Raw genomic sequence first — 25,441 nt, 5'->3', positions numbered from 1 at the left:
CGGCAACCACCGGCCTCATGCCAGTACCGACCAGCATGACGGAGCGGGACGTTTGCATCTGTGCAAATGATCACCAAACAGACAGATTCAAAAAAGCCCTACCCATATGGGCAGGGCTGTTGGCGGTGCCGGCACAACTATCCCTTGTGTTCGCCGCTCACATAAGTTAAATAATAATTATTATCATTTGCGGTGTTGAGGATCATGGCGGCGAGCTGGGTAAGAGGATGGGTGGGGACGGAGGAGAGCGACAGCAGCATGGTGCACTGGAAGGTGCAGACCATGAGCGGCAATCGCCACTTCGATGCCGGTGAGCACGGCAAGGCGCTCTCCTGCTATCAGCAGGCGCTGTGGCTGGCCCGCCAGCAGTTTGCCGGCTGGCATGACGTGGACGAGGCGGTCGCCGCGCTGGTGGTGGCCCACCACAATCTGGCGGATCTGCTGGTCGCCATGGCGCGGCCGGAGCGGGCTGCCGACCTGCTGTGCCACATCCACGACTGCCTGCTTGCCACCAGCCAGTCACCGGCCAGCCCCGATCCTCTGCGGGATGCGGCCCTGCGCCACACCCGTAGCACCCATGCCGAGCTGCTCGCCTTCCTGCGCAAACACGGCAACCACGACGGCATCCGCCGCTGCCTCGGTCAGTGCCTGTGCCAGACCGGGTCCGCCCGCCAACTGCATTAATCACAATAAACAGAGGTGACCATGAGCCATACCCTGCCAGCCCTTGCCTATGCCTATGACGCGCTGGAACCCCACATCGATGCGCTGACCATGGAGATCCATCACAGCCGTCACCATCAGACCTACATCAACAACCTCAATGCCGCCCTGGCCGATCTCCCCGAGCTGGCGGCGCTGCCGGTGGAGGAGCTGCTTGCCCGCTTCGACAGCCTGCCTGCCAAGGTACAGGGCGCCGTGCGCAATCACGGCGGCGGTCACGCCAACCACAGCCTGTTCTGGCAGGTGATGAGTCCGCAGGGTGGTGGCGAGCCGGCCGGCGAGCTGGCTGCAGCGATCGAGCGGGATCTGGGCGGACTGGAGGCCTTCAAGCAGGCCTTTACCCAGGCGGCGCTGAGCCGTTTTGGCAGCGGCTGGGCCTGGCTGGTGGTCGATCGGAGCGGCAAGCTGCAGGTAGTGAGCAGCGCCAACCAGGACAGCCCCCTGCAGGATGGGCTGGTGCCCATTTTGGGGCTGGATGTGTGGGAACACGCCTACTACCTCAAGTACCAGAACAAGCGTCCCGACTACATAGCCGCGTTTTACAAGGTGATCGACTGGAACGAGGTGGCACGGCGTTACGTGGCGGCGCTGGCCTGATCGCTGGAAATACCGAGCCCAATGAAAGAGACCCGCCTGTTGGCGGGTCTCTGCTATTGAGGGAGCGGCGCGCTGCTGGTTGGCGGCGCTGCGCTGGCGGCAGCCGGATTATCCACGGGCGTTGCCTCGCTCGGCACGGCGGTGCTGGTGGTCTGGGCACCGCTGGTTGGTGTTGCTGCACTGGCTGCAGCCGGGTTATCCACAGGTGTTGCCTCGCTCGGTGCAACTGCACTGGTGGCGGTTGCAGCGCTCACTGCCGCTGCCGGCTTGGCCTTCGGCTTATGAGGGGGCGGTGCAATGGGCAGGCAGGGCTGGCTTGCCCCTATAGTGCTCAACGCCTGGCAGGGGACCGGGCCGCCGATGACGATGGGCTCGCCGAGGAACTTGGGGCCCTTGTCCAGCACGTAGAGGTCGAGCAGCCCCATCAGGCGGGCGAACACCTCGCGCACCCGGGTCTTGATGCCCTGATAGGCGCTGGGATCCACGGCGTTGAAGCCGACCGCCTCGATGCCGAAATGGCGGGCGATGAAGATGGCTCGCTCGTTGTGAAAGGCCTGCGAGACCACGGTGAAGTGGGCCTGGCCGAACACCTCCTTGGCCCGCACGATGGAGTCCAGGGTCCGAAAGCCGGCGTAGTCGCTGTAGATGGCGTTGGCGGGGATGCCGGCCTGGATCAGGGCCCGCCGCATCTGGCGCGGCTCGTTGTACTGCACGGTGGCGTTGTCGCCGGAGACCAGGATGTAGTCCACCTTGCCGTTGTTGTAGAGCTCGGCGGCGGCCTTGATCCGGTACTTGAAGTAGTGGTTCGGGCTGCCGCCAATCAGGTACTTGGAGGTGCCGAGCACCAGGGCGACCCGGTTGTAGGGCACCGCATTGACGTCGTCGTAGGTGTAGTGACGGGCGTCCGAGACGGTCCACTCGCTGTAGCCCAGCAGTGTGGCGACGGAGGCCAGCAACAGGCAGAGGCAGGCGAGCAGGATCTTGGCAAACTTCTTCATGCGCGGTGCGGTTCGGGTCTGAAGTAAGAGGTGACAGAGGGTCATTCTATTACAAGTTGCCGCCGTACGTCAGGCTTGATGACCGCCGAAGACGTCACTCGGGCAGAGGTTGTCGCAGGGAGAGGTCGGCTAACTGCTTGATCCTGAGCCGATTAAAATCGTTCATAAGCAGGGGCGGCCATGGCCGCCCCTTGTCATAGCCGTCTCGTCCTCAGTGGGAGGAGTCGTTGGCCTTGCACTCGTCGGAGTCCTTGTTGGCTTCCCACCAGGGCAGCAGCTCGCGGCCGAGCCACTGCTGGTAGGCCTCGCTGTCATTGGCAATCAGCTGGTCCAGCTCGGCTTCGAAGGCGCTCATGGCCTGCTGCTGATCCGGGTTGCGCAGGGCCTGGGCCATGGCCAGCCAGCTGGCGCCGCGGCCGGTTTCGTTCAGGAAGCGGTGCACCGTGTAGGACCAGGAGTAGACCATCTCGCCACCCTTGTCGTAATCCAGGTGCAGGATGTCGGCCAGGGCCGGACGGTCGTTTGCCGGGCGGCCGGCGACGTTGTCCAGACCGCGGGCGAAGCACTGACCGTGGGCGACGAACTCCGCCAGCCCTTCCGACCACCAGGTGGTGCGGTTGAGCGGGTAGTGGCCGAAGCTGCCGTACTGGTTGAAGCGGCCGTCCAGGTAGTGCACGTACTCGTGGCGCAGGTTCCACACCTGGAACGCTGGGCGCTTCCACTCCGCCTCGTAGGCGAAGAAGCGGGCCTGGTTGCCGGGGCGAGCCGGATCCCCTTCGAGGTAGATGCCGCCGTTGTCGGTGGAGACGCCGCCGAACAGGGCACTGCCATAGCGTTTCCAGTCGGCGGAGGAGTTGAAGACCACCAGTTCCAGCGCCTCGTTATTATCGTCCGCCACCGGCTGCCAGCCGGTTTCCATCTGCTGGTGGAACTGCTGCTCTTCGGCACCCAGTTCACGGCAGATCCCCTCGGCCTGATCCATGGTCAGATCCTGGGCCCGCAGGCGCAGGGTCGGCGAGCAGGTGTGCTCGAACGGCAGCACGTCCTCTACCCGGACAGGGGTGCAGAGCCCGGCGAAGTTACCGCTGATGCAGGCTTCGCTGGTGCGGTCCGTGTAGGTCAGGTAGTAGGTGGAGAGGGTCAGCGACATGTCTTCCAGCAGATCCTGGCTCTGCTGGCCACCGGGGATCAGGTCGTGGTGGCGAACCAGTGCGATGACGGAGTCATCCAGCTGCTTGCGGTAGCCGTCGAGCTCGTCCGGACGGGTGTAGCGGGCGACCCGGTAGAGGCGGGTGTAGGCATCCAGCACATTGTTGAGCAGGAACAGATCGGCGCCATCCCGTCCCTTCCACAACGCGAATTCACTCATGCCGAGGGCGTGCAGCTGCTTGCGCAGCTCGCCATCCTGCTGGCGGAAGTCGTTGGCGAAGGGATCGCTGTAGTCGCTGGCGAAGTCGAGGAAGTTGAGCAGATCGAACAGGCCGGTTGCCCAGGCGTGCTGACCGTTGATCTCGCTGGCATGGCGGGTGCTGTAGGCCAGCATCTGGTTGAACTCGCCGAGCAGGGTGCCAAAGCGGCTCTGCACTGCCGGGCTCTTGAACTGACCGTGCAGGGCGATGCTCCAGGCACCCATGACGGCACCTACCTCGTCGCTGGCCTGCTCCGGGAAGAGCAGCGGGTGGGCGCCCAGCGCCGTCAATGCCTCGGCCAGCGCCTCGGCGGCGGCCGGGCCGTCTTCCTTGTGCTTGCCGTAGTTGTGGTAGTTGTGGGCACGAACATATTCCAGCAGCAGCTTCATGGCCGGATGGGCCGGCTGATTGGCCGCCAGCAGGCTCTGGATGCCGCGCGACACGGCCAGCAGCTTGGTGTCATCGTGACCATAGTTCTCCTGCCAGACTGGTGCGGGCTGGCCACTGGCATCCTGCACTATCTTGGCCGCTTCGGCGTCCAGCAGCTCGGTGCCCGGCAGATCCGGCTCGGAACAGGCGCGGCCGTCGGCACGGCGACAGTCGAGTTGCTCTTCCTTGCTGGCCAGCACGATGGGACGGTTGAGCACCCGGCTCTCCTGCCACTCGGTTGTTTCCGGCAGGGTCTGCCATTCGCTGCCCCCCACCGGGTATTGATAGCCGGTGTCCTTCAAGACCACCTGCACTTCGCTGCCGGCGGGCAGGGTCTGGCGGCACACCCGGTAGCTGATGGTCTTGTCCCCTTCCTGACGGGTCTGGGGTTCATCGCACTCCTGCTGGGTCTTGGCCTGTTCCAGCAACCAGGTGTACTGGCGCCAGACGTGCAGCTCGCTCACCTGCTTGGCGGCCTGGCTGCCCGCGATGGGCTGCAGGCGGAAGAAGATCTGCTCGAGGCGGCCATCCCGTTCATTGGGGGTCTCTTCCAGCACCTTCAATTGCTGCCAGTTTTGCGGCTGGTACTGCCATGCCTGCTCGGCGCAGCGACCTTCGGCATTGAGCTCGCAGCGATCCAGCTCCTGCTCGCTGTGACCCAGGATGACCCGCTCCGCCAGCGGCAGACGATCTTGACGCGGCGCGGTCGGGGTGCCTGCCAGCGGCTCCCAGCGGCCCTGCTTCATGCCGTAGCCATAGTCATAGCTGCTGGCCGGAACGGCCTTGCCGGCCGGCACCACCTCTTCACAGCTGAGGTAGCGGATCTGCCAGCACTGCTCGATCTTTAGTTGCGGCTCGCCGCACTGCTGTTCTGCCAGCGCGGCCAGGTTGGCATCGCTCCAGTCGAAGCGGCGATACACCCTCAGCTGCTGATAGGGGGCGCTGCCGCTGCGGGCGCTCAGCTCGTAGGTCACTTCGGTGAGACGATCCCCCAGCTGACGGCTGGATTCACCTTTGAGTTGATACTGTTGCCAGTCGGAGGGGGAGTAGTTGGCCAGCGCCGAAGTGGCAAACAGGCCCGGTGCTGCCAGCAGCAGCAACCTGGTACCCAGATTGTTCATTTTTATCCCTTTGTTTGATTGTCTGCGTGATTGACGCGAGCAATCTAGTCAGCCCCAAAGGGATATCAACCCACCAGTCAGGCCATATAAATCATTTATTTAGATTAAATCAAAACAAAGTGAGCCCCATTGGGGGCCTGGTTGATAGCAAGGACTCATCTGCCATCTGGGGGGGATCTCAGTCTGAGGCCGGCAACTGTGATCAACGTCTCGTTTGAGATTCTCCCGCCAAGCGGGAATGCGACAGTAGCAAGCTGGGGATCAAGCAGGGAAAGTGCTGATCTGCCTGTGTAGAAAGCCGAGTGTTGCAGTGAGTATCGCAGTGAAAAGGCGCCGGGCGGCAGTCGGCATGGCAACCGAGGAAAACGGGAGGGGGATTGGTGGATGGAGAGCAGTGATTAACGATGCAACCTAGGGGAGGCTGTGGGGGCTCATCCTGCAAAAGGCGAACAGATCCGCCCGAGGTAATGAACAACCCCGGGCAGATGGCAGGAACGACCCGATCAGAGGTAGCTGACGGTGACGATGGCCATGTTGCTGCTGCCAGCAGACAGCTTGTACTGCATGGTGCTGCTGATGGTATTGAGGCTGCCGGCTTGCTGCAGGCTGGCCAGATCCAGGGTCTGGCGCTGAGTGCCGGAATAGCAGGTCACGCTGTTGTCGGCGAAGTCGCAGGGAGCTTCGTAGATGGTACCGGTGAAGGTGATGGTGCCGTCGGCGGCGGAGGCTGTGGCAGGCAGCAAGGCAGCACCCAGCAGCATGGCTGCGGCGGCAGAAGAAGCGAAACGGATGGCGCTGTTGCGAACGGAAGCGGTGGAAGTGTTCATTTTTATGTCCTTTTCGTCACATGTCGTTGTACGAAAAGGGCAACGCAATCAAAGAGAATGACACAGATACAACTGATGACATCGCTCTTCTCAGATGGCAGCTCCGCTGTCTTAGGTTATGAACCCTTAGACCGGTGGCTTTGCGTCCCGACCTTTCGACCGGTTTGCCCTTTACTCTATGTTTAGATGATAACACCCCACTTTGAGAAATCAATCGTCATAAAAAAGTGTGGGATATCAGTCACAAATAAAATTATATATATGACCGTGACAGGAAATATATGGTCTGGCTCATATTAGGCGGTATATATCCAATCTTGTTCATCACTATTGGCTACTGCTTCTCGACGAAGTTTTATTCTGTGGTGAACATACATGACTGGCATCCGGTGAATTAAAATAAAGGCCACACTGGATGGTGGCAACAGCAGATATATCAGCTTTTCCCCAAGTCTAATGGGTTAAAATGATTACCTGATTACCTGATTACCTGATTACCTGATTACCTGATTACCTGGCTATATGAGTGAACCGTTTTAACTATTGCTTTATGGGTATTTTTAGAATCATCTAAAATACTGCCAAAATATTATTTTTGTTGGGTTTATGTTAATGGCTGTTAAGTGATTAAAAATATCCGATTTCAAATTATGCAATCGGTGTTTGCTATATGAGCGTTATTTATTTCATGGAGTTCGCCAATGTTCTGGTTTGATTTTAAGTAATTGTTTTATAAGTGTTTATAACTGAATTTATAAAAATCAAAATGTATTTGATGTGCATCATATGAGTCGTTAATTTGTCCATCAAGCAAAAGCGGAACACGGCTTTCTGCACAGACGACAAGGATGTATGTAGTTGTGCAGTTGAGGTGTAGCGGGAACTGCCCCTGATGCGGTGTGCTGCTTTTGCTTATTTAAATAGACCTTAAAAGGCACAGCTGATTATTGGCATGACCCCTCACCGGCTTAATGAGAGGTTGAGCACCAGCAGTTGCTGTGCAGTATATCGCGGCATCACTGAAGATCATGACTCCAGCATGATTGGAGTGATGCAGTACAACACACGTTAATGTAGGTATAAACGAATGAAAGCTAACAAGATTCTGGTTGCTATGGGTGTTGGTTCCATGTTGCTGTGCGGCTCCGCTGTTGCTGCCGGTGGCGCTGGTTCAGGCAAAGTCACCTTCAATGGTGAAATCATCAACGCTCCTTGCTCCGTTGCTCCTGAGTCTGTTGACCAGGTAGTTGAAATGGGTCAGATCAGCACCAAAGAGCTGGCCAGCGGTGGCGAATCCAACTCCAAGCCGTTCAGCATCAAGCTGCTGAACTGTGAAATCTCCGACAAGGAAGATGCCGTCAAGGTAACCTTCAGCGGTGCCAAAGACCCGGTAGATTCCAGCCTGCTGGTTATCGGTGGTGGTGACGCCGCGGGTGCCGGTATCAAGATGACCGCTCCGGGTGGTGCCCCGATCGTACTGGGTACTCCGACTGCCGCCTTCGGCCTGGTCAACGGTGACAACGAGCTGCCCTTCAGCGCCGTGCTGAAAGGTTATGCCGATCAGACCGCCAACCCGCTGAAAGCCGGCGCTTTCACTGCAGTGACCAACTTTACTCTCTCCTACGAGTAATAGAGTGCCTTAACGTGTGATCAGGGTTGTGGTGGTGCGAACCACCACAACCTCACACATTCTGTCTCCTCACATCGAACCTTGATCATGAAAACTTCAATGATGGCAGCCATGGTGCTGCAGCTGGTGATGATGGCGGGGTCAGTCCACGCCAATGAACTCACGGATGGACTGGCCGAATCGGGCTGTACGCTGGAGGTGCTGCGCAGCATTCCGCTGCAGGCTCAGCAACCGGGCACGCTGAAAATCAGCGGCTGTCAGGTTGAAGGGGCGACGGAGGCATCACTGCCTTTTATTTCCATGTCCGTGCGCGGTGCCATGAGCGATGAGCTGGGCATTCTCAACAACGGCCAATATCACAAGGTATCCGGCGAACGCTTTATTGTTTCGGATATCGTCAACAGTGATCTGGAATTCAATTTGGGGCTCATCAGCAGTCAGCTGTTTTTTCCGAACAGTACGACGCTGTTTGAACTCAATTATATGTAAGCAAGCCAATTGCTTAGTGTAGATACCTCATTACGTGAGACCGTTATGCAATTCCTAGAGTGAAAATATGAGCGTTTCAACATCAGACTCTGTGAGAAAAAAACATTATTCAAAAATGGTTTTCATGCTATGCGTGCCCGGCCTGATGGCGGTGGCAAATCACGCATGGGCAGAAACGGAGTTTAATATTGATGCGCTCGATCTGGACGAACGGACCAAGATCGACCTCTCCCAGTTTGCCGATGAAGGTTACATCCTGCCCGGCGACTACTACCTCGAGATCGAGGTCAACAAGAACAAGCTGCCCCTGCAGAAGATCCCTTTCTACGAGACCGATACCGGCAAGGGAAAGGGTGGGGTGGCCTGCCTGCCGCAAGAGGTGATCCCCAAGCTGGCGCTGACCGACGAGGCCATCGCCAAGATCGATACCTGGCACGATGGCCAGTGTGCCAACCTGCTGGCGCTGGACGGCGTGGTGATCGCGAACGACATAGGTAACGGCTTGCTGCGCATCGCCGTGCCGCAGGCGTGGATGAAGTACAGCGATCCCAACTGGATTCCGCCCGAACAGTGGGATGAAGGGATCCCGGGGATGATGCTGGATTACAACATCAACGCCCAGGTCAACGAAGGGGATGGTTACTCCAACCGCAACATCAGCAGCTACGGTACCCTGGGGTTCAACTATGGCGCCTGGCGCCTGCGGGGCGACTACCAGGCCAATGCCTACTGGGGTGACAACGAGCGCACCACTTCCGAGCTGAACCGCATCTATGCCTATCGTCCGCTGCCACACATGGCCGCCAAGCTGACGGTGGGCGAGCAGCAGCTCAACTCCCAACTGATCGACGGCTTCCGCTATACCGGCGTCAACCTGGCCAATGACGAGCGCATGCTGCCGCCGAGCCTGCAGGGCTATGCGCCGGAAGTGAGCGGGATCGCCAAGACCAACGCCAAGGTCACCATCTCCCAGTCCGGCCGCATCCTCTATGAGACCAACGTGCCGGCCGGTCCGTTTCGCATTCAGGGGCTGGACAGCTCGGTACGCGGCCGCCTCGACGTGCGGGTAGAGGAGCAGGATGGCAGCGTCAACTCGTTCCAGGTCGACACCGCGACCGTCCCCTATCTGACTCGCCCCGGCTACGTCCGATACAACCTGGCGGTCGGTGCCCCTTCCGAACAGACTGATTCGGTTCATGATGTGCACGGTCCGGCCTTTGTGACCGGAGATTTCTCCTGGGGGGTGGCCAACTCCTGGTCGCTGTACGGTGGTAGCCTGGTTGCGGGTGAATACAACTCCATGGGGCTGGGTATCGGTCGCGATCTCTATGCCTTCGGCGCCATCTCGGCCGACCTGACCCAGTCCATTGCCAAGCTGCCGGGCCTGTCGACCAAGATTGGCCAGTCGGTGCGGGTGAACTACGCCAAGCAGTTTGATGAATACAACAGCTCGATCACCTTCGCCGGTTATCGCTTCTCCCAGCACAACTTCATGACCATGTCGCAGTTCCTGAGCAACAAGGAGCGGCTGGAGAAGAACGAGACGACCTCGAGCGATGACTACAACACCTGGGGTGACAAGGAGCTCTACACCATCACCGCCAACAAGACCTTCTGGGCGGAGGATGCGGCCAAGGCGCTGACAGTCTATCTGGACTACACCCACAGAACTTATTGGGAGCACGATGCCGAGGATCGCTACGGCCTCACCATCAACAAGAACGTGAACATCGGCAGCTTCAAAGATGTCTCCGTCTATGTGTCTGCCTACAAGACCAAGACCGAGAACTACGAGGATGACAAGAGCGTCATGCTGACCCTGAGCATGCCGATCGGGGACAGAAAGAGCGCGGGATACAGCGTGCAGTCCTCCAATGGCAAGGTCACCCATCTGGCCACCTATCAGGATTACAGCCGGCCTGACGATACCTATCAGCTGGGGGCGGGCGTGCAGAGCAACGGCCACGCCGTGGCGCGGGGCTACTACAACCACAACAGCGACATCGGAGCGGTCAGCCTCAATGCCTACAGCGTGCAGAGCGAATACACCTCGGTCGGCGCTAGCCTGCGTGGCGGTCTGACGGCGACCCAGCACGGTGCGGCCCTGCACCAGGCGACCCGTCGTGGCGGTACCCGCATGATGGTGGATACCGACAAGACCTCCGGCGTCTCCTTCAACAATGGCCGCGCCGTGACCAACCGCTTTGGCGTCGCGGTGATCAGCGACATGACCGACTATCGCAAGAGCGACACCCGGGTGGACGTGGATCAGCTGAGCGATGATATCGATGCGATGAACGCCATCAAGCAGGGGACCCTGACCGAGGGCGCAATTGGGTATAATGCCTTCGAAATGGCCGAAGGGTTCAAGCTGCTGGCCAACGTCAAATTGCCCGATGGTTCAGTGCCGCCGTTTGGTGCCACCGTCGTCAAGGATTCCGGCCGGGTACTCTCGGTGGTGGATGAAGATGGCCTGGTCTATCTGACCGGGGTGAAACCGAATGAAGCGTTTGAACTCTCCTGGGGCGGCGCCCGCCAGTGCAAGATAGTGGCGCCGCAACAAGTAACCGATCTGTCGATGAAGACTCTCACTTGCAAGTAATGGGATACCGATGAAAAAGCTGCTCTCTTATACCTGTCTGGCCGTGCTGGGCATGACCTCGCTCAACGTCAGCGCTGCCATCGTGCTGGACCGTACTCGTGTCGTCTATCCGGGCGGTGCCAAGTCCATCAGCCTCAACATCAAGAACGAGAACCAGAAGCTGCCCTACCTGGCGCAGTCCTGGATTGAAGATGCCCAGGGTCAGAAGATCGCGTCTCCCTTCGCGGTGCTGCCACCGGTACAGCGGGTGGACGCCAACCAGAAGTCCATCGTGCGGATCGCCAGCGTGCCGGCCATCGACAGCCTGCCCAAGGATCGCGAGTCCATCTACTACTTCAATCTGCGCGAGATCCCGCCCAAGAGCGAGAAGAGCAACGTGATGCAGATTGCCGTGCAGTCCAAGATCAAGCTGTTTTACCGCCCCGAGGCCATCCTGCCCGAGCGCGGAGCCATCTGGCAGGATCAGGTGCTGATCACCAAGCAGGGCAAGGCCCTCAAGGTCAACAACCCGACTCCTTACTACATCACCTACGTGGGTCTCGGCCATCCGCAGGGCAAAGGGAGAACCGCGATGAAGGGCTTTTCGGCCTTTATGGTTGCCCCCAAGTCAGAGCAGACGGTCACCATCCCGGAAGCACTGGGCAATGAATTTGTGATCAGCTATGTCAATGACTACGGCGGATATATGGATATCAAATACCAGTGCACAGGCAATGCCTGTAAAGCAGTGAAGGAGAAATGAAGATGATATTGCGTACGGGTGTACTTGGTATCATGTTCTTGTCCATGCCGGCGCTGGCTATTAACGGTGAAGTTAGGGCCGATACCAAGACCTATGACATTGAGCTGACCAAGGAAGATATTGCCAACCAGACTGGGGCTCTGAAGGAGTTTGGTTGGGATCTGGCCGGAACATATAATGGTACGGCCATATGTCCTGATCAAGATATTATTAACCAGCCATTTTATTACAAAGCGGTCATGAGTGCCGGACTGCCCAGTGTCGGTGGTGGGTACGTTAAATTAAATGAGTTTCTCGATCTCAAGGTTGATATCTGGATTGAAGGGAATCGCAAGGAATATGTGAATGCGCCTTTTAATGAGGAGTCCAACAGAGGGCAGTTCACGTGCCGTAAACGAAATGGTTCTGCAACCTTTGGCTTTCGCAGTGGTAGCAAGGGAAAGGTAACATTCCGCGTTCGCAAGCCCATTATCAATGGTGTGCACATTGCTGACCATGAAATAGTCGAAATGTTTGGACGTCTGGGTAAAACAGATGTCGGTTTCAATAATGAAGTCATGTCCAGGATCGTTATCAAATCCTCCGTGCTGTATGTGCCAGAAAAGTGCACTATCAATGGAGGGCAGACGATTGAGGTCGAATTCGGTGATTTACCTGGCACAGGGTTGGATGGCAACAATTTTGAAAAAACAGTACCACTTAACTTCGTGTGCAGTGGTGGGGAATTTGATAAGGATAAGCCATTGAAAATAAACCTCGCCATTTCTGGTAAACCCACATCATTTAGCCAGAGTTATCTCAGAACCACTCGAGATGGATATAAAGGTGGTGATGTTATCAATAATCTTGGCATCAAATTCAAACAGCTGGATGGCTCGACACTGAATCTGAATGACTGGTATCCAGTATCCATGCAGGGAAATATCGGTGACTGGGGGTTTATTGCCGCCCCGATAAGTCCAGCCGGTGCTGAAGTCGCTGCCGGTGATTTCTATGCAACCGGTACCATTGTTGCCTCATTCCAGTAGGAGTCGATATGTTGCGCTTAGGCTGTTTGGGGTTGCTGATTTTCCCGCTGTGGGTCAATGCAGCGGCTGATGACCTTGAACTTCTTGGTGGAGAGCTCAATCTCCATGGTCGTATCATCGACCAGCCCTGTGTGGTCTCTCCCGAATCCCTTGAGCAGGAGGTCGAGATGGGGGTGGTCGATGTCAAGCAGCTCTATGCCAACGGGGCCGGGGAGCAGGTGCCTTTCTCCATCCGCCTGACCAACTGCAAGCCGGGGATTTTCCGCATGGCCAAGGTGACCTTTACCGGCTCGAAGGATGCCCAGCTCAGCGGCGGGCTGGCCTTTACCGCGGGTATTGCCAAGGGCGCCGGCATCCGCTTGTATGACGTGACCCAGACACCCCTGGATCTGGGCACACCCTCCCGCGGTTATTTGCTGGGCGGCAGCGCAGACAATGAGCTGCAATTCTTTGCCCGGGTGGAAGGGCACCCGGACGCGCTGGCGGCCAAGAACATCCAGCCCGGTGACTATTCTGCCGTTGCCAACTTCATCGTTGCTTATGAATAAACTCAGAGGTCATTGCGCTGGATGACCTTTGAATTGCCGAGGCTGGGCCAGGTGATGACGCCACCCAGATAATTGGATAGGTAAATGCCGCCCGGCAACTGAACAAATTGTGCCGTTTGTTTGGGTGGTGTCAGCGCCGCTACCAGGGTTGCTACCATGCCATTGCTGGTCAGTGCCTGCTGATCAATGAAATTGACGATGGTATTTTTCACCTCGACCGAAATATCGCCATCATCCCGCTCCAGATCCCCGACGGAATCCAGATTGAACAGTGTTTTGCCCTGATTGTCGGTGGCGATCACGGTTGCCACCACTATTTCCCTGTTCATGGTGACAATGAATTTGCTCTTTCTGGTCATCTCCACCCAGTTGTCCGGCGCCTGGCAATTGCTGTGATAACGGACTGTGGTATCTGAATTGTTGTAATAGTTGTGGGAAACATTGTCTCCCTGCTGGGTCATGGTGGTGATCACACATTGCACTTCTTCCGCCACTGGATGACCGCTGCGCAGCAGAAACACATTCTCGGATAATTTCCTGCTGTTATTGTCGATGGAGAAATAGCTGATAGCTTCTTTACCGACCAGAATGGAAACCTGTTCATCCGCCTTGCGTGAAATACGCTGTATCAAGGGGGCCAGCGAATCGATTTTCACATTCAGCGCTTTTTCCGTCTCGCTGGTCATATAGAGGGAAATCTGGCTGAGATTGATGGTACGCAGCGTATTTGCCGTCGCATAGTTATAGATGACGATGGCCAGCGAAGTCAGTGAGACCAGCAGCAGAGCAAACAGCAGAATACGCTTTGGGCTGAAATAGCGGTCATATTTGCGGCGAGTATATTGCCGTCTGGCCTGAGGCGAATGAGAAGGATTCGCCGCTTGAGTTTCTTCATTTGGTGCAGCTTCTTCGGTCTCTCCTGCGGCCTCAATAGGGGCACAAAAGATATATCCCACGCGTGGAATGGTATCGATCGCATCCATCAAGCCGAATGATTCCAGCTTTCTTCTCAATGAGAGGATCTGCCGGTTCAGGTTGGTATCGGTATTGTCCTGGTTTGGCCACAAGGCATCTTGCAGTTTGCTTCTTGGAATGACACTGCCTGCCTCATCACACAGCATTTCGAGCAGCTCGGCTTCTTTGTTGCTGAGCTTGATGTCCTTTTCTCCCTTAGAGAGTCGGAATATTGCCGCGGAGAAAAATATCTCCTCTGCAATTTTATAATTTTTGTTACTCATGTGTGACTCGCCTTACTGCCAAGGAGAGCATTTTACCACCATGCAGTCTTTGTTCAAATAATGCAAAATTGACAATACCTTTAACTATCAAACGGTTACCTTTCCATTGCAATGCATGATGGCGGATATGGTACTACAGGTAATTAATTCAGTTCAAAAAACGTGCAAAAAAATAGCCATTTATGTAATCGTTCTCACTTACTTGGGCCTGTGAGGGGGATTTTGACTCCGCCAGCATTTTCTTTCGAATAATGTGCGTATTTGGATGACTCCTGCATGCCAAGTCCTGTCGCAGGAGTGATTATTGCGTCTTAAGAATATTCTGATATTGCCTGCGCTGTGGCTTGAGGTGACCACCCAGATCGGGCCAGGGGTGCCACTGGTCCGGCACCATGAAACCGGGCAGAGCCTGCCGGATCCAGACCGCCAGCTCGGCAGGGGGCACCGGCTCGCCATGCCAGTCGATGAAGGCGGCCGGCCTTTGCCCCCACTCATCGCTCGGTACCGGCACCACCAGCGCCTGTGCCACGGCGGGGTGATCCACCAGTCGCTGCTCTATGGTCTCGGGCTGGATGTTTTCGCCCCCGGAGATGAAGAGGTTGTCGAGCCGCCCCTCCACCACCAGTTCGCCATCCTCGGTGAAATGCCCCTTGTCGCGGGTGTGGAACCAACCTGCCTCATCGAGCGGCCGCTCCAGCCCGCCTGCGTTGAAATAGCCGGCAAACAGGGTGTCGCCGCGCACGCAGATTTCCCCCTGCTGGATGCAGACCTCCCGTCCCGGCAGCGCCTTGCCCACCACGCCAGCGGTGGATGGCCGACCGGTGCAGACCTGGCTGCCCATCTCGGAGAGGCCGTAACTCACCTTGGGTACCAGCCCCATGGCGCTCAGCCGGTTCACCAGGGGCTGGGGAATGGCGGCGCCGCCGAGCAGCAGCTCGCGCAGCCGGGTTCTGGCGGGATCGAAGCCCTCTGCCAGCAGGCGCCAGAGCTGGGTCGGCACCAGGGAGAGATGGGTGATGGGTTGCTGCTCGAGCCGCTCCCTGAGCGGGCGGCTGCGATCGTCCAGCACCAGGGCAGCACCCGCCAGAAAGACCCGGAACAGGATGGCGTAACCGCCGACATGAAACAGCGGCAGGGAGAGCAGCCAGCCACACTCGGCATCGAGCAGGATCACGGCGGCCGAACCCCGCGCCGAGGCCAGATGATTGGCCAGCCGGTGTACCACGGCCTTGGGCGTGCCGCTGGAACCCGAGGTGAGGATCATGTTGTTGAGCCGGGCAGGCTCCAGCATGCAGTCGCCCTCGTCCACCACCAGCTCATGGGTGAAGTCGAGCCGCAGTGGCTGCCAGTTGCCGGCCGGGATCTCGCCTGCCGACCAGCAGGCCCTGACGGCGAGCAGGGCCGCCAGCTCCGCTTGCCGCGCCAAGGGAAAGGCAGGGTTGAGCGGACAGAAGACGATGCCGCTGCGCACACAGGCCCAGGCCAGCAACAGGTCGGGCAGGGCGCCGCGCACCACGGCGGCGAGGCGATCACCGGCCTGCAGGCCCGCCAGCGCCAGCTGCCGGCACAGGCCGTTGAGTCTGGCATCCAGCTGTTGGTAGGTGAGCGGGTCGGCGGCGTGAATGGCGATGCGGTCCGGGGCGGACCTCGCCCAGTGACGCACCGGGCAGGGTTGCAGAGGGTGATGATGGTCAGATAGCGGTGGCATGCAGGCCCCTTCAATCACGGTGAAACAGGGGCTCCAGCAGGCTCAGGTCGGGTTTGCCGGCCGCATCCAGCAGATCGGCGGCCAGCCAGCGTTTGGTATCCAGGCCGGGGGCCTGATCCGGCGCCCATTCGCCCGCCAGATGGAACAGCTGGTTCAGGCCGAGGCCGGATTCGAAGCAGGAGGAGACGATCACCTTGAGGCGCAGCTCGCGAGCGCGGGCGACCAGCGCCTCGCAGTGGGCCAGGGAGCCGAGCAGGGTGGGCTTGAGCACCAGGGCGCGCAGCTGGGGGATGGGCTCCCACGGCTTGCCCTGGGCCAGCAGCTCGTCGATGGCCACCGGCATGCCGGTGCGATTGGCCACGAAGGCGATGTCGGCAAAGTCGGCGCAGGGGTCTTCCAGGTATTCGATCCGGTTTGGATCCAGATGGCCGCAGAAGGCCCAGGCCTCCTCGCGGGTCCAGCCCTGGTTGGCGTCCAGCACCAGCTTGAGGGTAGGGATGCGGTCGCACAGCAGGCGGATCAACGCCAGCTCGTCGCGCATGGGGTAGCGGGCCACTTTCAGCTTGGCCTTGCTGGGGGTCTTGTGCAGCCAGTTCTTCCAGTGCTTGAGCAGCTCCTGGGGGGAGCCCTGAATAAGTGGATAAGGCTCCGGCAGCGGGGTGGTCTGGGCAGGCCAGCAGCGGCGGGCGCAGTCCAGCCCGAATTGTACCGAAGGGAGCTGCGGGGCGATCTCCTGCCCCGCCGCCAGCCGCTCCAGACAGGCGATGGCTTCGGCTTGCGCCTCGGCCAGGCTTTCGCGGGAGAAGCCGGGCAGGGGGGCGATTTCCCCCCAGCCGTCGTCAACGCGGACCAACAGGCCCTCTCGCGCCACCTCCACCTTGCCGTGAAAGGTCAGGGGCTGGGTAAAAGGCAGTTGGTAGCGATAGAGAGCGAGTGTCATCAGGGATTCCGCTTGTATTTGGAGAAGTCGGGACGGCGTTTCTCGTTGAACGCGTTGCGCCCTTCCTGACCCTCTTCGGTCATGTAGAACAGCATGGTGGCATTCCCCGCCAGCTCCTGCAAGCCGGCTTGGCCGTCGCAGTCGGCGTTGAGGGCGGCCTTCAGGCAGCGCAGCGCCATCGGGCTGTTCTGCAGCATCTCGCGGCACCAGCGCACGGTTTCACGCTCCAGCTCCGCTAGCGGCACGACGGTGTTGACCAGCCCCATGTCGAGGGCTTGCTTGGCATCGTACATGCGGCAGAGGAACCAGATCTCGCGGGCTTTCTTCTGACCGACGATGCGGGCCATGTAGGAGGCACCCCAGCCGCCGTCGAAGGAGCCCACTTTCGGACCGGTCTGGCCGAACTGGGCGTTGTCGGCGGCGATGGTCAGATCGCACATCATGTGCAGCACGTGGCCGCCACCGACCGCATAGCCGGCCACCATGGCAACCACCGGTTTCGGGCAGGTGCGGATGTCGCGCTGGAAGTCGAGCACGTTGAGGTGATGGGTCCCCTCGTCATCGCGATAGCCACCGTAGTCGCCACGGATCTTCTGGTCACCGCCGGCGCAGAAGGCCTTCTCGCCAAAGCCGGTCAGGATGATGGTGCCGACCTGATCGTCGTAGCGAGCATCGGCCAGCGCCTGCAGCATCTCTTTGACGGTGCGGGGGCGGAAGGCGTTGCGTACCTGGGGGCGGTTGATGGTGATCTTGGCAATGCCATCGTCGGACTTGTGATAGAGGATATCCTCGTAACCGGCGGAGCAATCACGCCACTCGACGGGGGCATAGAGTTCCGCTTCAGTCATTGCTTCAATCATGACGCTTCTCTTCTTGTTGTTGGTTGACCCACTCCGCGAGGAGCCGGGCAAAAGTCTCAGGCTGGTGGGCATGCAGATTGTGGCCGCCATCCAGCTCCAAGTGGTTGATTTTGCGATGCTGACTTGCCATGAGGCAAGCCAGCTGATGGAATTTGTGATCCCGTTTGCCGCTCACGTAGGTGACCGGCAGCGCACCTTGCGCCAGCCAGGGGCCGAGATCCGGCTGCTGACCCAGAGAGGTGGCGCGCAGCATGGCGGCCACGGCCTTGCCGTCGTTGCCAAGGCGACGGGCTATCTGACGGGCGCGGGCATCCTCGCCCAGATCGGCGAACACCCCCTGCCGATACCAGTCGGCCAGCACGGCCGCCAGGGGCTCCTGCTCGAAGCGCCGGGCCCAGCCCTCATCGTGGGCGAGGCGGGCGGGCCGCTCTGCCGGTGGCAGACCGGGATGGCAGTTCTCCAGCAGCAGGGCCTGCAGTCCAACCGGCGCCTGGCTGGCGTGATAGAGGGCGAGCCGCCCACCCAGCGAATAGCCCACCAGTTGGTAGCGGCCGATGCCGCGCGCGGCCAGCTCGTCGCACAGCCAGCGATGGGTCTGCTCGAACCCCGCTACCCGCACTGCCTGGTTGCTGCCGTGGCCCGGCAGATCCAGCGCCAGGCTGGGGAGGCCGGCCAGGGCCGTTTGCACGGGTTGCCAGTCGTTGGCATCGCCGAGCAGGCCGTGCAGCAGCACCAGCGTCGGCTGGTCGGCACTAGCTGCCACGGATCGCGCTTCCCAGTGCCTTCAGATCCTCGGCGACTTCGCTGCTGGGGACCTTGATTTCAATCAGCGTTACCCCCTTTTCCAGCGCGGCGGCGTAATCCCGTTCAAATTCGGCGAGGGTGGCCGGCGCCCGGTAGTGGAGGCCGAACATGGCGGCGGCGTGCTCGAAGTGCAGGCCGTGGGGCAGGCAGTAGTAGGTCTCCAGCAGTGCGTCCTGGGTCGGCACCGGCAGCATGCGAAAGATGCTGCCGCCGTCGTTGTTGAGCAGGATCACCACCAGCGGCCGGCTCGATTTGCCAAGCAGTGCCAGGCTGTTGAGGTCGTGCAGGGCGCTGAGATCGCCGAGCAGCAGGGTGGTGGGCTCATTGCTGCCTGGCTGGACCGATTGCGCGAAGCCGTAGGCGGTGGCGATGAGGCCGTCGATGCCGGAGGCGCCACGATTGGTCATCACCCGGCTGGGGCCCTTGCCCGCCTCGCCGAGCATGTCCATCAACCTGGCCGGCATGCTGTTGCCGACAAACAGCTGACCCCTGATCAGCTGGTTCAGGCGATGGCACACCCCCAGCTCGGAGAAACGCTCGCAGGCGCTGCGCACCTGCTGGCTGACGGACTGCTGGCGCTCCGCCAGCCGGTGCCAGGGCAGGTGCGGGTGCGCCACCGGATGGGCGGCGGCAAAGGCGCCGGGTTCGCACAGCAGGCGGCGGCGCAGCCGGTAGTCCGGGTCGAGCCGGGCTGGCTGCGGGTCGATGAGCCAGTATGCCAGCCAGGGCTGCTGCTTGATGAACTGGCCGAGCCGCTTGGAGATGAGGCGGGCGCCAAATTGCAACAGCACCTCGGCCCGGGCCAGCTCGGCCACGAAGCCACTGTGTTGCAGGGCGAGATCGGCGTGCACCAGGTTGCGGCCATCGAAGCGCAGCTGGCTCTGCAGGTCTGCCAGCAGGGGCCAGCCGAGCCGCTCGGCCAGCGCGGCAACCGCCTTGGCTTGAACCGGATCCTGAATGCGGCCGGCGACGATGAGGCCGCGCTTGCCCTGCAGCTCGCCCCAGTCGGGCTGGCACGGGCAGGGGGCCTGCGCCAGTTGCCAGGGGCTCCAGGGCTCGGACGAACGGAGCCAGTCGCCGAGGGGGGCCAGGTAGGCGGAGAAGTCCAGATAGGCGTCGCCCGGATAGAGCGGCTCCGGGTACATGCAGTTGAAGTGCACCGGCCCCGGTGTGCGCGCCTGCTGGGCCAGCGCCTGATCCACCGAGCTCAGCACGAAGGCGGCCGGGATGGTGGCGGTGGGGCTCGGCAGGTTTTGCTGATAGACGGGGTAGCGGCCGAAGATCCCCTGCTGGTCGATGGCCTGGTTGGCGCCGTTGTCGATGAGCTCGGGCGGCCTGTCGGCAGAGAGGATGATGAGCTGCACGCCGGTGAGCTGCGCCTCGGCCACCGCCGGCCAGAGGTTGGCCACCGCGGTGCCCGAGGTCATGATCACCGCGACTGGGCGACCGCTGCCCTTGGCCAGCCCCAGCGCCATGAAGCCGAGGCCGCGCTCGTCAAAGTGCAGATGGCGGCGAAAGCCGGGGTGGGCGGCGGCTGCCATGGTGAGCGGCGCCGAGCGCGAGCCGGAGGCCAGCGCGATGTCGCGCACGCCGAGGCGAAAGAGCTCCTCCAGCAAGAGGGAAGACCAGACGTGGTTGAAGGTGGCATGGTGGCTGGCAAACTCTTGGCGCGCGGACATGAGGCTCTCGCAGTGAGGAAACGATGAGAAAACGCTATCCCAGCAGGGAGAGCACGTTGGCGATCTTGTTGTCGAGTTCGGCCCACTCGGCGGCAGGCTCGGAACCTGCGACGATACCGGCGCCGGCAAACAGGGTGACGGCCTGCGCCGTGATGCGGGCGCTGCGGATGGCGACCGAGAACTCCGAGGTCTCCCGGCTCAGCATGCCGCAGGCGCCGGCATACCAGCCGCGATCATAGGGCTCGCGCTCGCGGATGAAGGCCAGCGCCGCCTCGCGCGGGGCGCCGCCCACCGCGGGGGTGGGGTGCAGCGCCTCCAGCAGTTGCCAGTCGCAGACGCCGGGCTTGAGCTCGGCTTCGATGTCGCACTTGAGGTGCTGCAGCAGCCGCAGTTTGAGAATGCGCGGCTCGGTCAGGGTGGCATCTGTGGTGAGCGGCGCCAGCCGGCTGAGGATGTCGGCATGCACCAGCCGGTTTTCCAGGCGGTTCTTGCTGTCGGCCAGCAGCTCGGCGGCCAGCGCCGCGTCGGTTGCTTCGTCGCCGGAGCGGCGGATGGTGCCCGCCAGCGCCTCGGTGAAGAGGTGCTGCTGTTCACGGCGATAGAGCCGCTCGGGGGAGCAGGCGATGAAGCTCTGCTCGGGCGAAAACTGGAAGCCGAAGTGAAAGCAGTCCTGGCCGTGCTGTGCCCAGCTGGCCAACAGCGACCAGGGAGCGACGGCCTGCGGGTCGGCCGTGAGCGTTGCACCGTCATGGGTGAGCCGGCTCTGGCGCGACAGCACCACCTTGGGGGTGTGGGTCTGGAACTCGGGGGCGGTGACCTGCTCGACCAGGGTCTGCCACTGTGGCTGGCTCGGGCAGTCTTCCCGTTGCCATGAATGACGGGTCAGCGGTGGCAGAGGCGCCTCCGGCAGAAGGGCGTCGAGGGCAGCGGCAGCGGCCTGCAGTTCGACCTCGAAGGCCTCGCTGCCGGTCTGCTCCGGCAACCAGAGGTTGAGGCAGAGGGTGACGCACTCGCCACGGCGCACCAGCTCGATGCGGGGCAGCACGAAGCGGCAGGGGCCGAAGCCCTGCCAGCCGGGCTGGGTCGGGTCGAACGCCAGCCCGCCATAGTAGCGGGGGCTGTCGTCATGGGGCTGGCTGGTGTGTTCGCAGACCTGGCGGATCGCCTGAGGCTCGGTCAGCTCGCGCAGGCAGCCCAGCGCCACGTATTCGGGACGGTCGTGTCCTCTGGCATGCCAATAGATACGGGGATAGAGGGTCTGCGCCGCGAGCCAGCCCAGAAAGGAGCCGACCTCGATTGCCACGCGCAGCCGCACAAAGCCGCTGGCATTGCCGTGACGCAGGGCGTCCAGTTGTTGCTTGATATGGGTCTGAGCCAACATGGATTTCGTCTATGAGCCGATAGTGACGGTCCATCCTGCAGAAGGATGCCGTTGGTTTATGCCAAAGGAGCGATTATTCCTATATATTATCTGCCCATTCGTCCATGTAAATCGCCCGGGGAGCTACCTCCCGAGGGGCCAAGTATACCGAAATCCGGTTCGATAACCCTTAACACGATCAATATCTGATTGTTTGGCCATCACAATATGACAAATACCTTATCTATTTGGTTGCTGGCGGCGCGTTTGCGAACGTTGCCGCTGGCGTGCTCCTCCATTTTGCTGGGTTCCGGGCTTGCGGCCAGCCGCGGCGCCTTCGACGGTACCATCATGGCGCTCTCCCTGCTGACCGCCATTCTGCTGCAGATCCTCTCCAATCTGGCCAACGATTATGGGGATGCGGTATCCGGGGCGGACAATGGCGAACGGATCGGTCCCCAGCGCGCCGTGGTCTCCGGCCTCATCACCCGCCGGCAGATGTGCGTGGCCATGGCGCTGACCGCGCTGGCCGCGGTGGTCAGCGGCCTCGCCCTGCTGGGCTGCGCTTTTGGTGATCAGTGGCTGCAGATCCTTACCTTCGTGCTGCTCGGCGGCGCCGCCATCGTCGCCGCCATCACCTACACGGTGGGCAAGACGCCTTACGGCTATCGCGGCTTCGGCGACATCTCGGTGTTCCTGTTCTTCGGCCTGCTGGGGGTGCTCGGCTCCTACTACCTGTTCACCAAGACCCTGCAGTGGGATCTGCTGCTGCCGGCCACCGCCTGCGGCCTGCTGGCCACCGCGGTGCTCAACATCAACAACGTGCGCGACATCGAGACCGACGCGGTCAGCGGCAAGATCACCCTGGCGGTGCGGCTCGGTCGCAACCGGGCCATCGCCTACCACTGGGTACTGCTGGGGGCGGCGTTGCTGACCACCATCGCCTTCCTGCTGACCCAGCCCGCCAGTTTCTGGCCCTGGATCTTCCTGCCGGCCATGAAGCCGCTCACCGATGCCGCCAAGACCCTGCGCCAGAGTTTCGATGGCGAGGTGCTGACCGGCGCGCTCAAGAAGACCGCCATCAGCGCCTTCCTGTTCAGCCTGCTGCTCTCCATCGGGCTGGCGCTCTCCTGACTGGGTGTCATGTGATCGGCTAGGCAAAAGGGCTCCCGGACGGGGGCCCTTTTTGTTGGTTGAGGTATGCTGGCCGCCCAATCACTCATCAGGCCGGAACGCCGCCATGCGCGACTCGCTCAAACAGAAAATCATTCAGGTGTGCCATCAGAAAATCGCGCAGAAGGGGGAGGCTGTCGGCGTCTCCTTCTATGCGTTTTTTGCCAACCGCAACGATGACCCCAAGTTGCTGATGGAGGCGGCGACCTGGTGGATCCAGACCCAGCGCCTCGATCACTTCGAGAAGGCGACGAAGATCCTCCAGCTGGTGGAGCAAGCGTAAAGGCGCGCTGAAACAAGGAGGGCTCCCGTGTGGGAGCCCTCCTTGAGTGGCAGCTTGGTGCGGCGCACGGCGCCGGTAGCTAGCCGACCCGAGCCAGCCGGGGCGCCCGACGGCGGGCGAAGAGCAGGCTGTCCAGCAGCCAGATCACCAGCATGGAGCCCCCCACCAGCGGGAAGCAGATACCGAGCAGGATCAGCAGGGCAATGGCGCCGCGCATGGGGGGCAGGCTGGCCGGCAAGGGCGGGGCGGCGAGGCGACCACTGGGGCGGCGGCTCCACCAGATCCAGAGCCCGCTCACCGAGCTCAGCAACACCAGCAGGCAGATGAGCAGCATGGCCAGCTGGTGCGGCCAGCCGTAGAGCTTGCCCATGTGCAGCATGACGCCGGTTTCCACCGTCTTGGCGACCGGGCCGTAGTCTTGCCAGCGCACGTCGGCCAATACCTTGCCACTGTATTGATCGATGTGCAGGGTGGCATCGTTGCGCGGATCATCGGCAGAGATGGCGATGGTGTAGACGCCGCTCGCCCCGGCCGGTGGCGTGATGCTGTAGCCCGGCGTGACCTGGCGCGCAGCGGCGATCTCCACCACCTGTTGCAGCGGAATGCGGTGCTCCGCCATCACCATGCCGTCATGCTCGCCGCCGTGACCCATGGCGCTGTGGTCGTGGGCCTTGGGCTCGGCCGAGCTGGGGATGGGGGTGTTCTCGACCGCCCAGGGGACTGTCTGTTGATGGGCATGGTTGAGGCTGCGGGCCAGGGGTGCCGACTTGGGCACCTCGTTCCACATGGCGGCAGGGAAGCGGTTCCAGACGGCGGCAAACTGATCGCCCCAGAAACCGGTCCAGGTCATGCCGCTCAAGAGCAGCAGCAGCAGGAAACCGGCCCCCCAGAAACCAACCACGGCGTGCAGGTCGCGCCACCAGAGCCGGCCGCGCTGGCTCCAGCGCGGCCACAGGATGCCGCCAACCCCTGGCCCCTTGCGTGGCCACCACAGATAGAGCCCGCTGATGAGCAGCACGATTCCCCAGCCGGCGGCCAGCTCGATCAACCGATCCCCTATGGTGCCGAGCAGCAGATCGGCGTGCAGGGCGCGCGCCACCGCCTGCAGATTCCACTTGTTGTCCAGGGTGCCGAGCAGGGCGCCGCTGGCGGGATCGAGGAACAGGGTCAGCTCGCTACCGCCCTGGCGGACGATGAACTGGGCGCTGGCCTCCGGGCTGACCGGTGGCAGGTACTTGCTCAGACTGGCGTCCGGCATGGCCACCATCGCTTTGACCAGCAGCTGATCGGCGCTGAGCGGCTGGCTGACGGGGGCGACCTTCATCAGCTCGGGGTACATCAGGTTGTCGAGCTGGGGCTTGAACAGATAGACGATCCCGGTCAGCGAGAGCAGGATCAGGAAGGGGGCGACGAAGAGACCCGCATAGAAGTGCCAGCGCCAGATGCGCTGATAGTGGTTCGCGTCCCGATTTTTCATCTCTGTTCCTTGCGCCGTGAGTTAACGTTTCAGTTGGTGGAATGTTGGTGGCGGCGCGGATGATAGCAGCAACGTTTTGTTAACTGCAACAGAACATGAGGGCTGGTCGAGGCGGTGGGCACGGGCGTGCTGAGCAGGCCGCCAGTGGGTCAACCGGTGATGCAACCCATCCAGGCTCGCGCCTGGCAGAATGGACTTTTTGCAGAGAAATCCTTACCTTGTTGCAACATAAAAGGGTGCTTGCGCGACGAAAATCCAGGGAAGGAGGCAGACGTGAAGTTGCAACCACACGGCCATTTCGAGATGCAGCGACGCGGTCAGGTGCTGATCTGCCGCCCGAGCGGCCCTTTCAATCTGGCGGGGGCCATGGCCTATGAGGCCCAGTTCAGCCAGCAGATCGCCAGCCTGCGCGACGCGCCCTGGGGCATTGTCGAAGTGGCGACCGAGTTCGAGGCGGCGGGCCCCGAGGTGCTGGCCCGCTTTCGCCACCAGTTCGGCTGGTGCGCCAGCAACGGTTGCGCCTTTCTGGCGGTGGTGCTGGCGGGCAGCTTCAAGCAGTATCTGGCGGATCAGGTGTTCAGCGGTTTGCCGTTTCAGGGCGTCCGCTACTTCGAGCAGACCGACGAGGCGCTGCAGTGGCTGGAACGGCAACTGGCCGGGCTGGTCTGACGGCACGGCAGGCTGATCATTACCCGCAGCTCAATTGAGCTTGATAAACCACTTGTCCCGCTCGTCGACGCAGTCGGGCTCGCCCATTTCAAATTCACGGCATATCA

The 25,441-nt window shown here is 60.9% G+C and carries 22 protein-coding genes and 1 riboswitch; of the genes, 11 read left to right on the top strand and 11 right to left on the bottom strand.

Annotated features, from left to right (window positions below):
• The first annotated feature begins 258 nt into the window (after positions 1-258).
• Together OKC44_RS11915 and OKC44_RS11910 are read left to right on the top strand one after the other, a co-directional pair.
• Complete coding sequence (locus OKC44_RS11915; RefSeq protein WP_113994623.1) at positions 259-684, top strand: hypothetical protein; 426 nt, start codon at positions 259-261, stop codon at positions 682-684.
• Positions 685-705: 21 nt separating this feature from the next.
• Positions 706-1,320, top strand: coding sequence for a superoxide dismutase (locus OKC44_RS11910; protein WP_171280019.1), 615 nt, complete (start codon positions 706-708; stop codon positions 1,318-1,320).
• A gap of 53 nt (positions 1,321-1,373) precedes the next feature.
• On the opposite strand, the gene OKC44_RS11905 is transcribed toward OKC44_RS11910, so the two are convergent.
• The 3 genes from OKC44_RS11905 to OKC44_RS11895 form a co-directional block, all read right to left on the bottom strand.
• On the bottom strand, positions 1,374-2,363 hold the full coding sequence (locus OKC44_RS11905) for a SanA/YdcF family protein (RefSeq protein WP_270813001.1): 990 nt from the start codon (positions 2,361-2,363) through the stop codon (positions 1,374-1,376).
• Between the two features lie 166 nt (positions 2,364-2,529).
• On the bottom strand, positions 2,530-5,277 hold the full coding sequence (locus OKC44_RS11900) for a collagenase (RefSeq protein ID WP_270812999.1): 2,748 nt from the start codon (positions 5,275-5,277) through the stop codon (positions 2,530-2,532).
• Positions 5,278-5,780: 503 nt separating this feature from the next.
• Positions 5,781-6,104: a fimbrial protein gene (locus OKC44_RS11895; protein ID WP_065479870.1), complete on the bottom strand. Its 324-nt coding sequence runs from the start codon at positions 6,102-6,104 to the stop codon at positions 5,781-5,783.
• Between the two features lie 93 nt (positions 6,105-6,197).
• Positions 6,198-6,283: riboswitch (cyclic di-GMP riboswitch) on the bottom strand.
• A 908-nt stretch (positions 6,284-7,191) separates the two neighbouring features.
• Here OKC44_RS11895 and OKC44_RS11890 point away from each other — a divergent pair.
• From OKC44_RS11890 to OKC44_RS11865, 6 genes are all read left to right on the top strand, one after another.
• Positions 7,192-7,734 carry a fimbrial protein gene (locus tag OKC44_RS11890; RefSeq protein WP_011704492.1) on the top strand — a complete coding sequence of 181 codons (543 nt, stop codon included), beginning with the start codon at positions 7,192-7,194 and terminating at the stop codon, positions 7,732-7,734.
• Positions 7,735-7,833: 99 nt separating this feature from the next.
• Positions 7,834-8,223 (top strand): hypothetical protein, encoded by a 390-nt coding sequence (locus OKC44_RS11885; RefSeq protein ID WP_045790756.1) that lies wholly within the window; start codon positions 7,834-7,836, stop codon positions 8,221-8,223.
• Between the two features lie 67 nt (positions 8,224-8,290).
• Positions 8,291-10,825 carry a fimbria/pilus outer membrane usher protein gene (locus OKC44_RS11880; protein WP_333563249.1) on the top strand — a complete coding sequence of 845 codons (2,535 nt, stop codon included), beginning with the start codon at positions 8,291-8,293 and terminating at the stop codon, positions 10,823-10,825.
• Between the two features lie 10 nt (positions 10,826-10,835).
• Positions 10,836-11,567 (top strand): fimbrial biogenesis chaperone, encoded by a 732-nt coding sequence (locus OKC44_RS11875; protein WP_041216177.1) that lies wholly within the window; start codon positions 10,836-10,838, stop codon positions 11,565-11,567.
• Positions 11,568-11,569: 2 nt separating this feature from the next.
• Positions 11,570-12,595 carry a fimbrial protein gene (locus tag OKC44_RS11870; protein ID WP_041216178.1) on the top strand — a complete coding sequence of 342 codons (1,026 nt, stop codon included), beginning with the start codon at positions 11,570-11,572 and terminating at the stop codon, positions 12,593-12,595.
• Positions 12,596-12,603: 8 nt separating this feature from the next.
• Positions 12,604-13,143, top strand: coding sequence for a fimbrial protein (locus OKC44_RS11865; RefSeq protein WP_101149851.1), 540 nt, complete (start codon positions 12,604-12,606; stop codon positions 13,141-13,143).
• Between the two features lie 2 nt (positions 13,144-13,145).
• On the opposite strand, the gene OKC44_RS11860 is transcribed toward OKC44_RS11865, so the two are convergent.
• The 7 genes from OKC44_RS11860 to OKC44_RS11830 all read right to left on the bottom strand — a co-directional run bounded on the left by OKC44_RS11860 (position 13,146) and on the right by OKC44_RS11830 (position 21,753).
• Positions 13,146-14,381, bottom strand: coding sequence for a winged helix-turn-helix domain-containing protein (locus OKC44_RS11860; RefSeq protein ID WP_270812989.1), 1,236 nt, complete (start codon positions 14,379-14,381; stop codon positions 13,146-13,148).
• 301 nt (positions 14,382-14,682) lie between these two features.
• On the bottom strand, positions 14,683-16,089 hold the full coding sequence (locus OKC44_RS11855) for a 2-succinylbenzoate--CoA ligase (RefSeq protein ID WP_270812988.1): 1,407 nt from the start codon (positions 16,087-16,089) through the stop codon (positions 14,683-14,685).
• Between the two features lie 10 nt (positions 16,090-16,099).
• The gene (menC, locus tag OKC44_RS11850) at positions 16,100-17,029 is read right to left on the bottom strand and encodes an o-succinylbenzoate synthase (protein ID WP_270812987.1); all 930 of its coding nucleotides are present in this window, start codon (positions 17,027-17,029) and stop codon (positions 16,100-16,102) included.
• Positions 17,029-17,889 carry a 1,4-dihydroxy-2-naphthoyl-CoA synthase gene (gene menB / locus OKC44_RS11845; protein WP_039215084.1) on the bottom strand — a complete coding sequence of 287 codons (861 nt, stop codon included), beginning with the start codon at positions 17,887-17,889 and terminating at the stop codon, positions 17,029-17,031. Before menB ends, menC begins: the two co-directional genes overlap by 1 nt.
• Positions 17,882-18,652 (bottom strand): 2-succinyl-6-hydroxy-2,4-cyclohexadiene-1-carboxylate synthase, encoded by a 771-nt coding sequence (gene menH / locus OKC44_RS11840; protein ID WP_270812984.1) that lies wholly within the window; start codon positions 18,650-18,652, stop codon positions 17,882-17,884. Before menH ends, menB begins: the two co-directional genes overlap by 8 nt.
• On the bottom strand, positions 18,642-20,372 hold the full coding sequence (gene menD, locus OKC44_RS11835) for a 2-succinyl-5-enolpyruvyl-6-hydroxy-3-cyclohexene-1-carboxylic-acid synthase (RefSeq protein WP_270812983.1): 1,731 nt from the start codon (positions 20,370-20,372) through the stop codon (positions 18,642-18,644). Before menD ends, menH begins: the two co-directional genes overlap by 11 nt.
• 34 nt (positions 20,373-20,406) lie before the next feature.
• On the bottom strand, positions 20,407-21,753 hold the full coding sequence (locus OKC44_RS11830; protein WP_270812980.1) for an isochorismate synthase: 1,347 nt from the start codon (positions 21,751-21,753) through the stop codon (positions 20,407-20,409).
• A gap of 207 nt (positions 21,754-21,960) precedes the next feature.
• Between OKC44_RS11830 and OKC44_RS11825 the strand changes: the two genes are divergently transcribed.
• Complete coding sequence (locus tag OKC44_RS11825) at positions 21,961-22,866, top strand: 1,4-dihydroxy-2-naphthoate polyprenyltransferase (protein ID WP_026080210.1); 906 nt, start codon at positions 21,961-21,963, stop codon at positions 22,864-22,866.
• 106 nt (positions 22,867-22,972) lie between these two features.
• Complete coding sequence (locus tag OKC44_RS11820) at positions 22,973-23,188, top strand: DUF6500 family protein (protein WP_270812975.1); 216 nt, start codon at positions 22,973-22,975, stop codon at positions 23,186-23,188.
• 79 nt (positions 23,189-23,267) lie between these two features.
• Here OKC44_RS11820 and OKC44_RS11815 read toward each other — a convergent pair whose 3' ends face one another.
• Positions 23,268-24,665 (bottom strand): PepSY-associated TM helix domain-containing protein, encoded by a 1,398-nt coding sequence (locus OKC44_RS11815; protein ID WP_270812973.1) that lies wholly within the window; start codon positions 24,663-24,665, stop codon positions 23,268-23,270.
• 273 nt (positions 24,666-24,938) lie between these two features.
• Here OKC44_RS11815 and OKC44_RS11810 point away from each other — a divergent pair, with 273 nt between their 5' ends.
• A complete protein-coding gene (locus OKC44_RS11810) occupies positions 24,939-25,334 on the top strand; it encodes a hypothetical protein (RefSeq protein WP_270812971.1) in 396 nt (131 codons plus the stop codon).
• Positions 25,335-25,441 lie beyond the last annotated feature (107 nt).

The sequence above is a fragment of the Aeromonas sp. S41-2 genome, from assembly GCF_027705845.1.
Lineage (GTDB): Bacteria > Pseudomonadota > Gammaproteobacteria > Enterobacterales > Aeromonadaceae > Aeromonas > Aeromonas hydrophila.
Note: the sequence above shows the minus strand (reverse complement) of the source record. Positions and strands in the feature narration are given on the sequence as shown.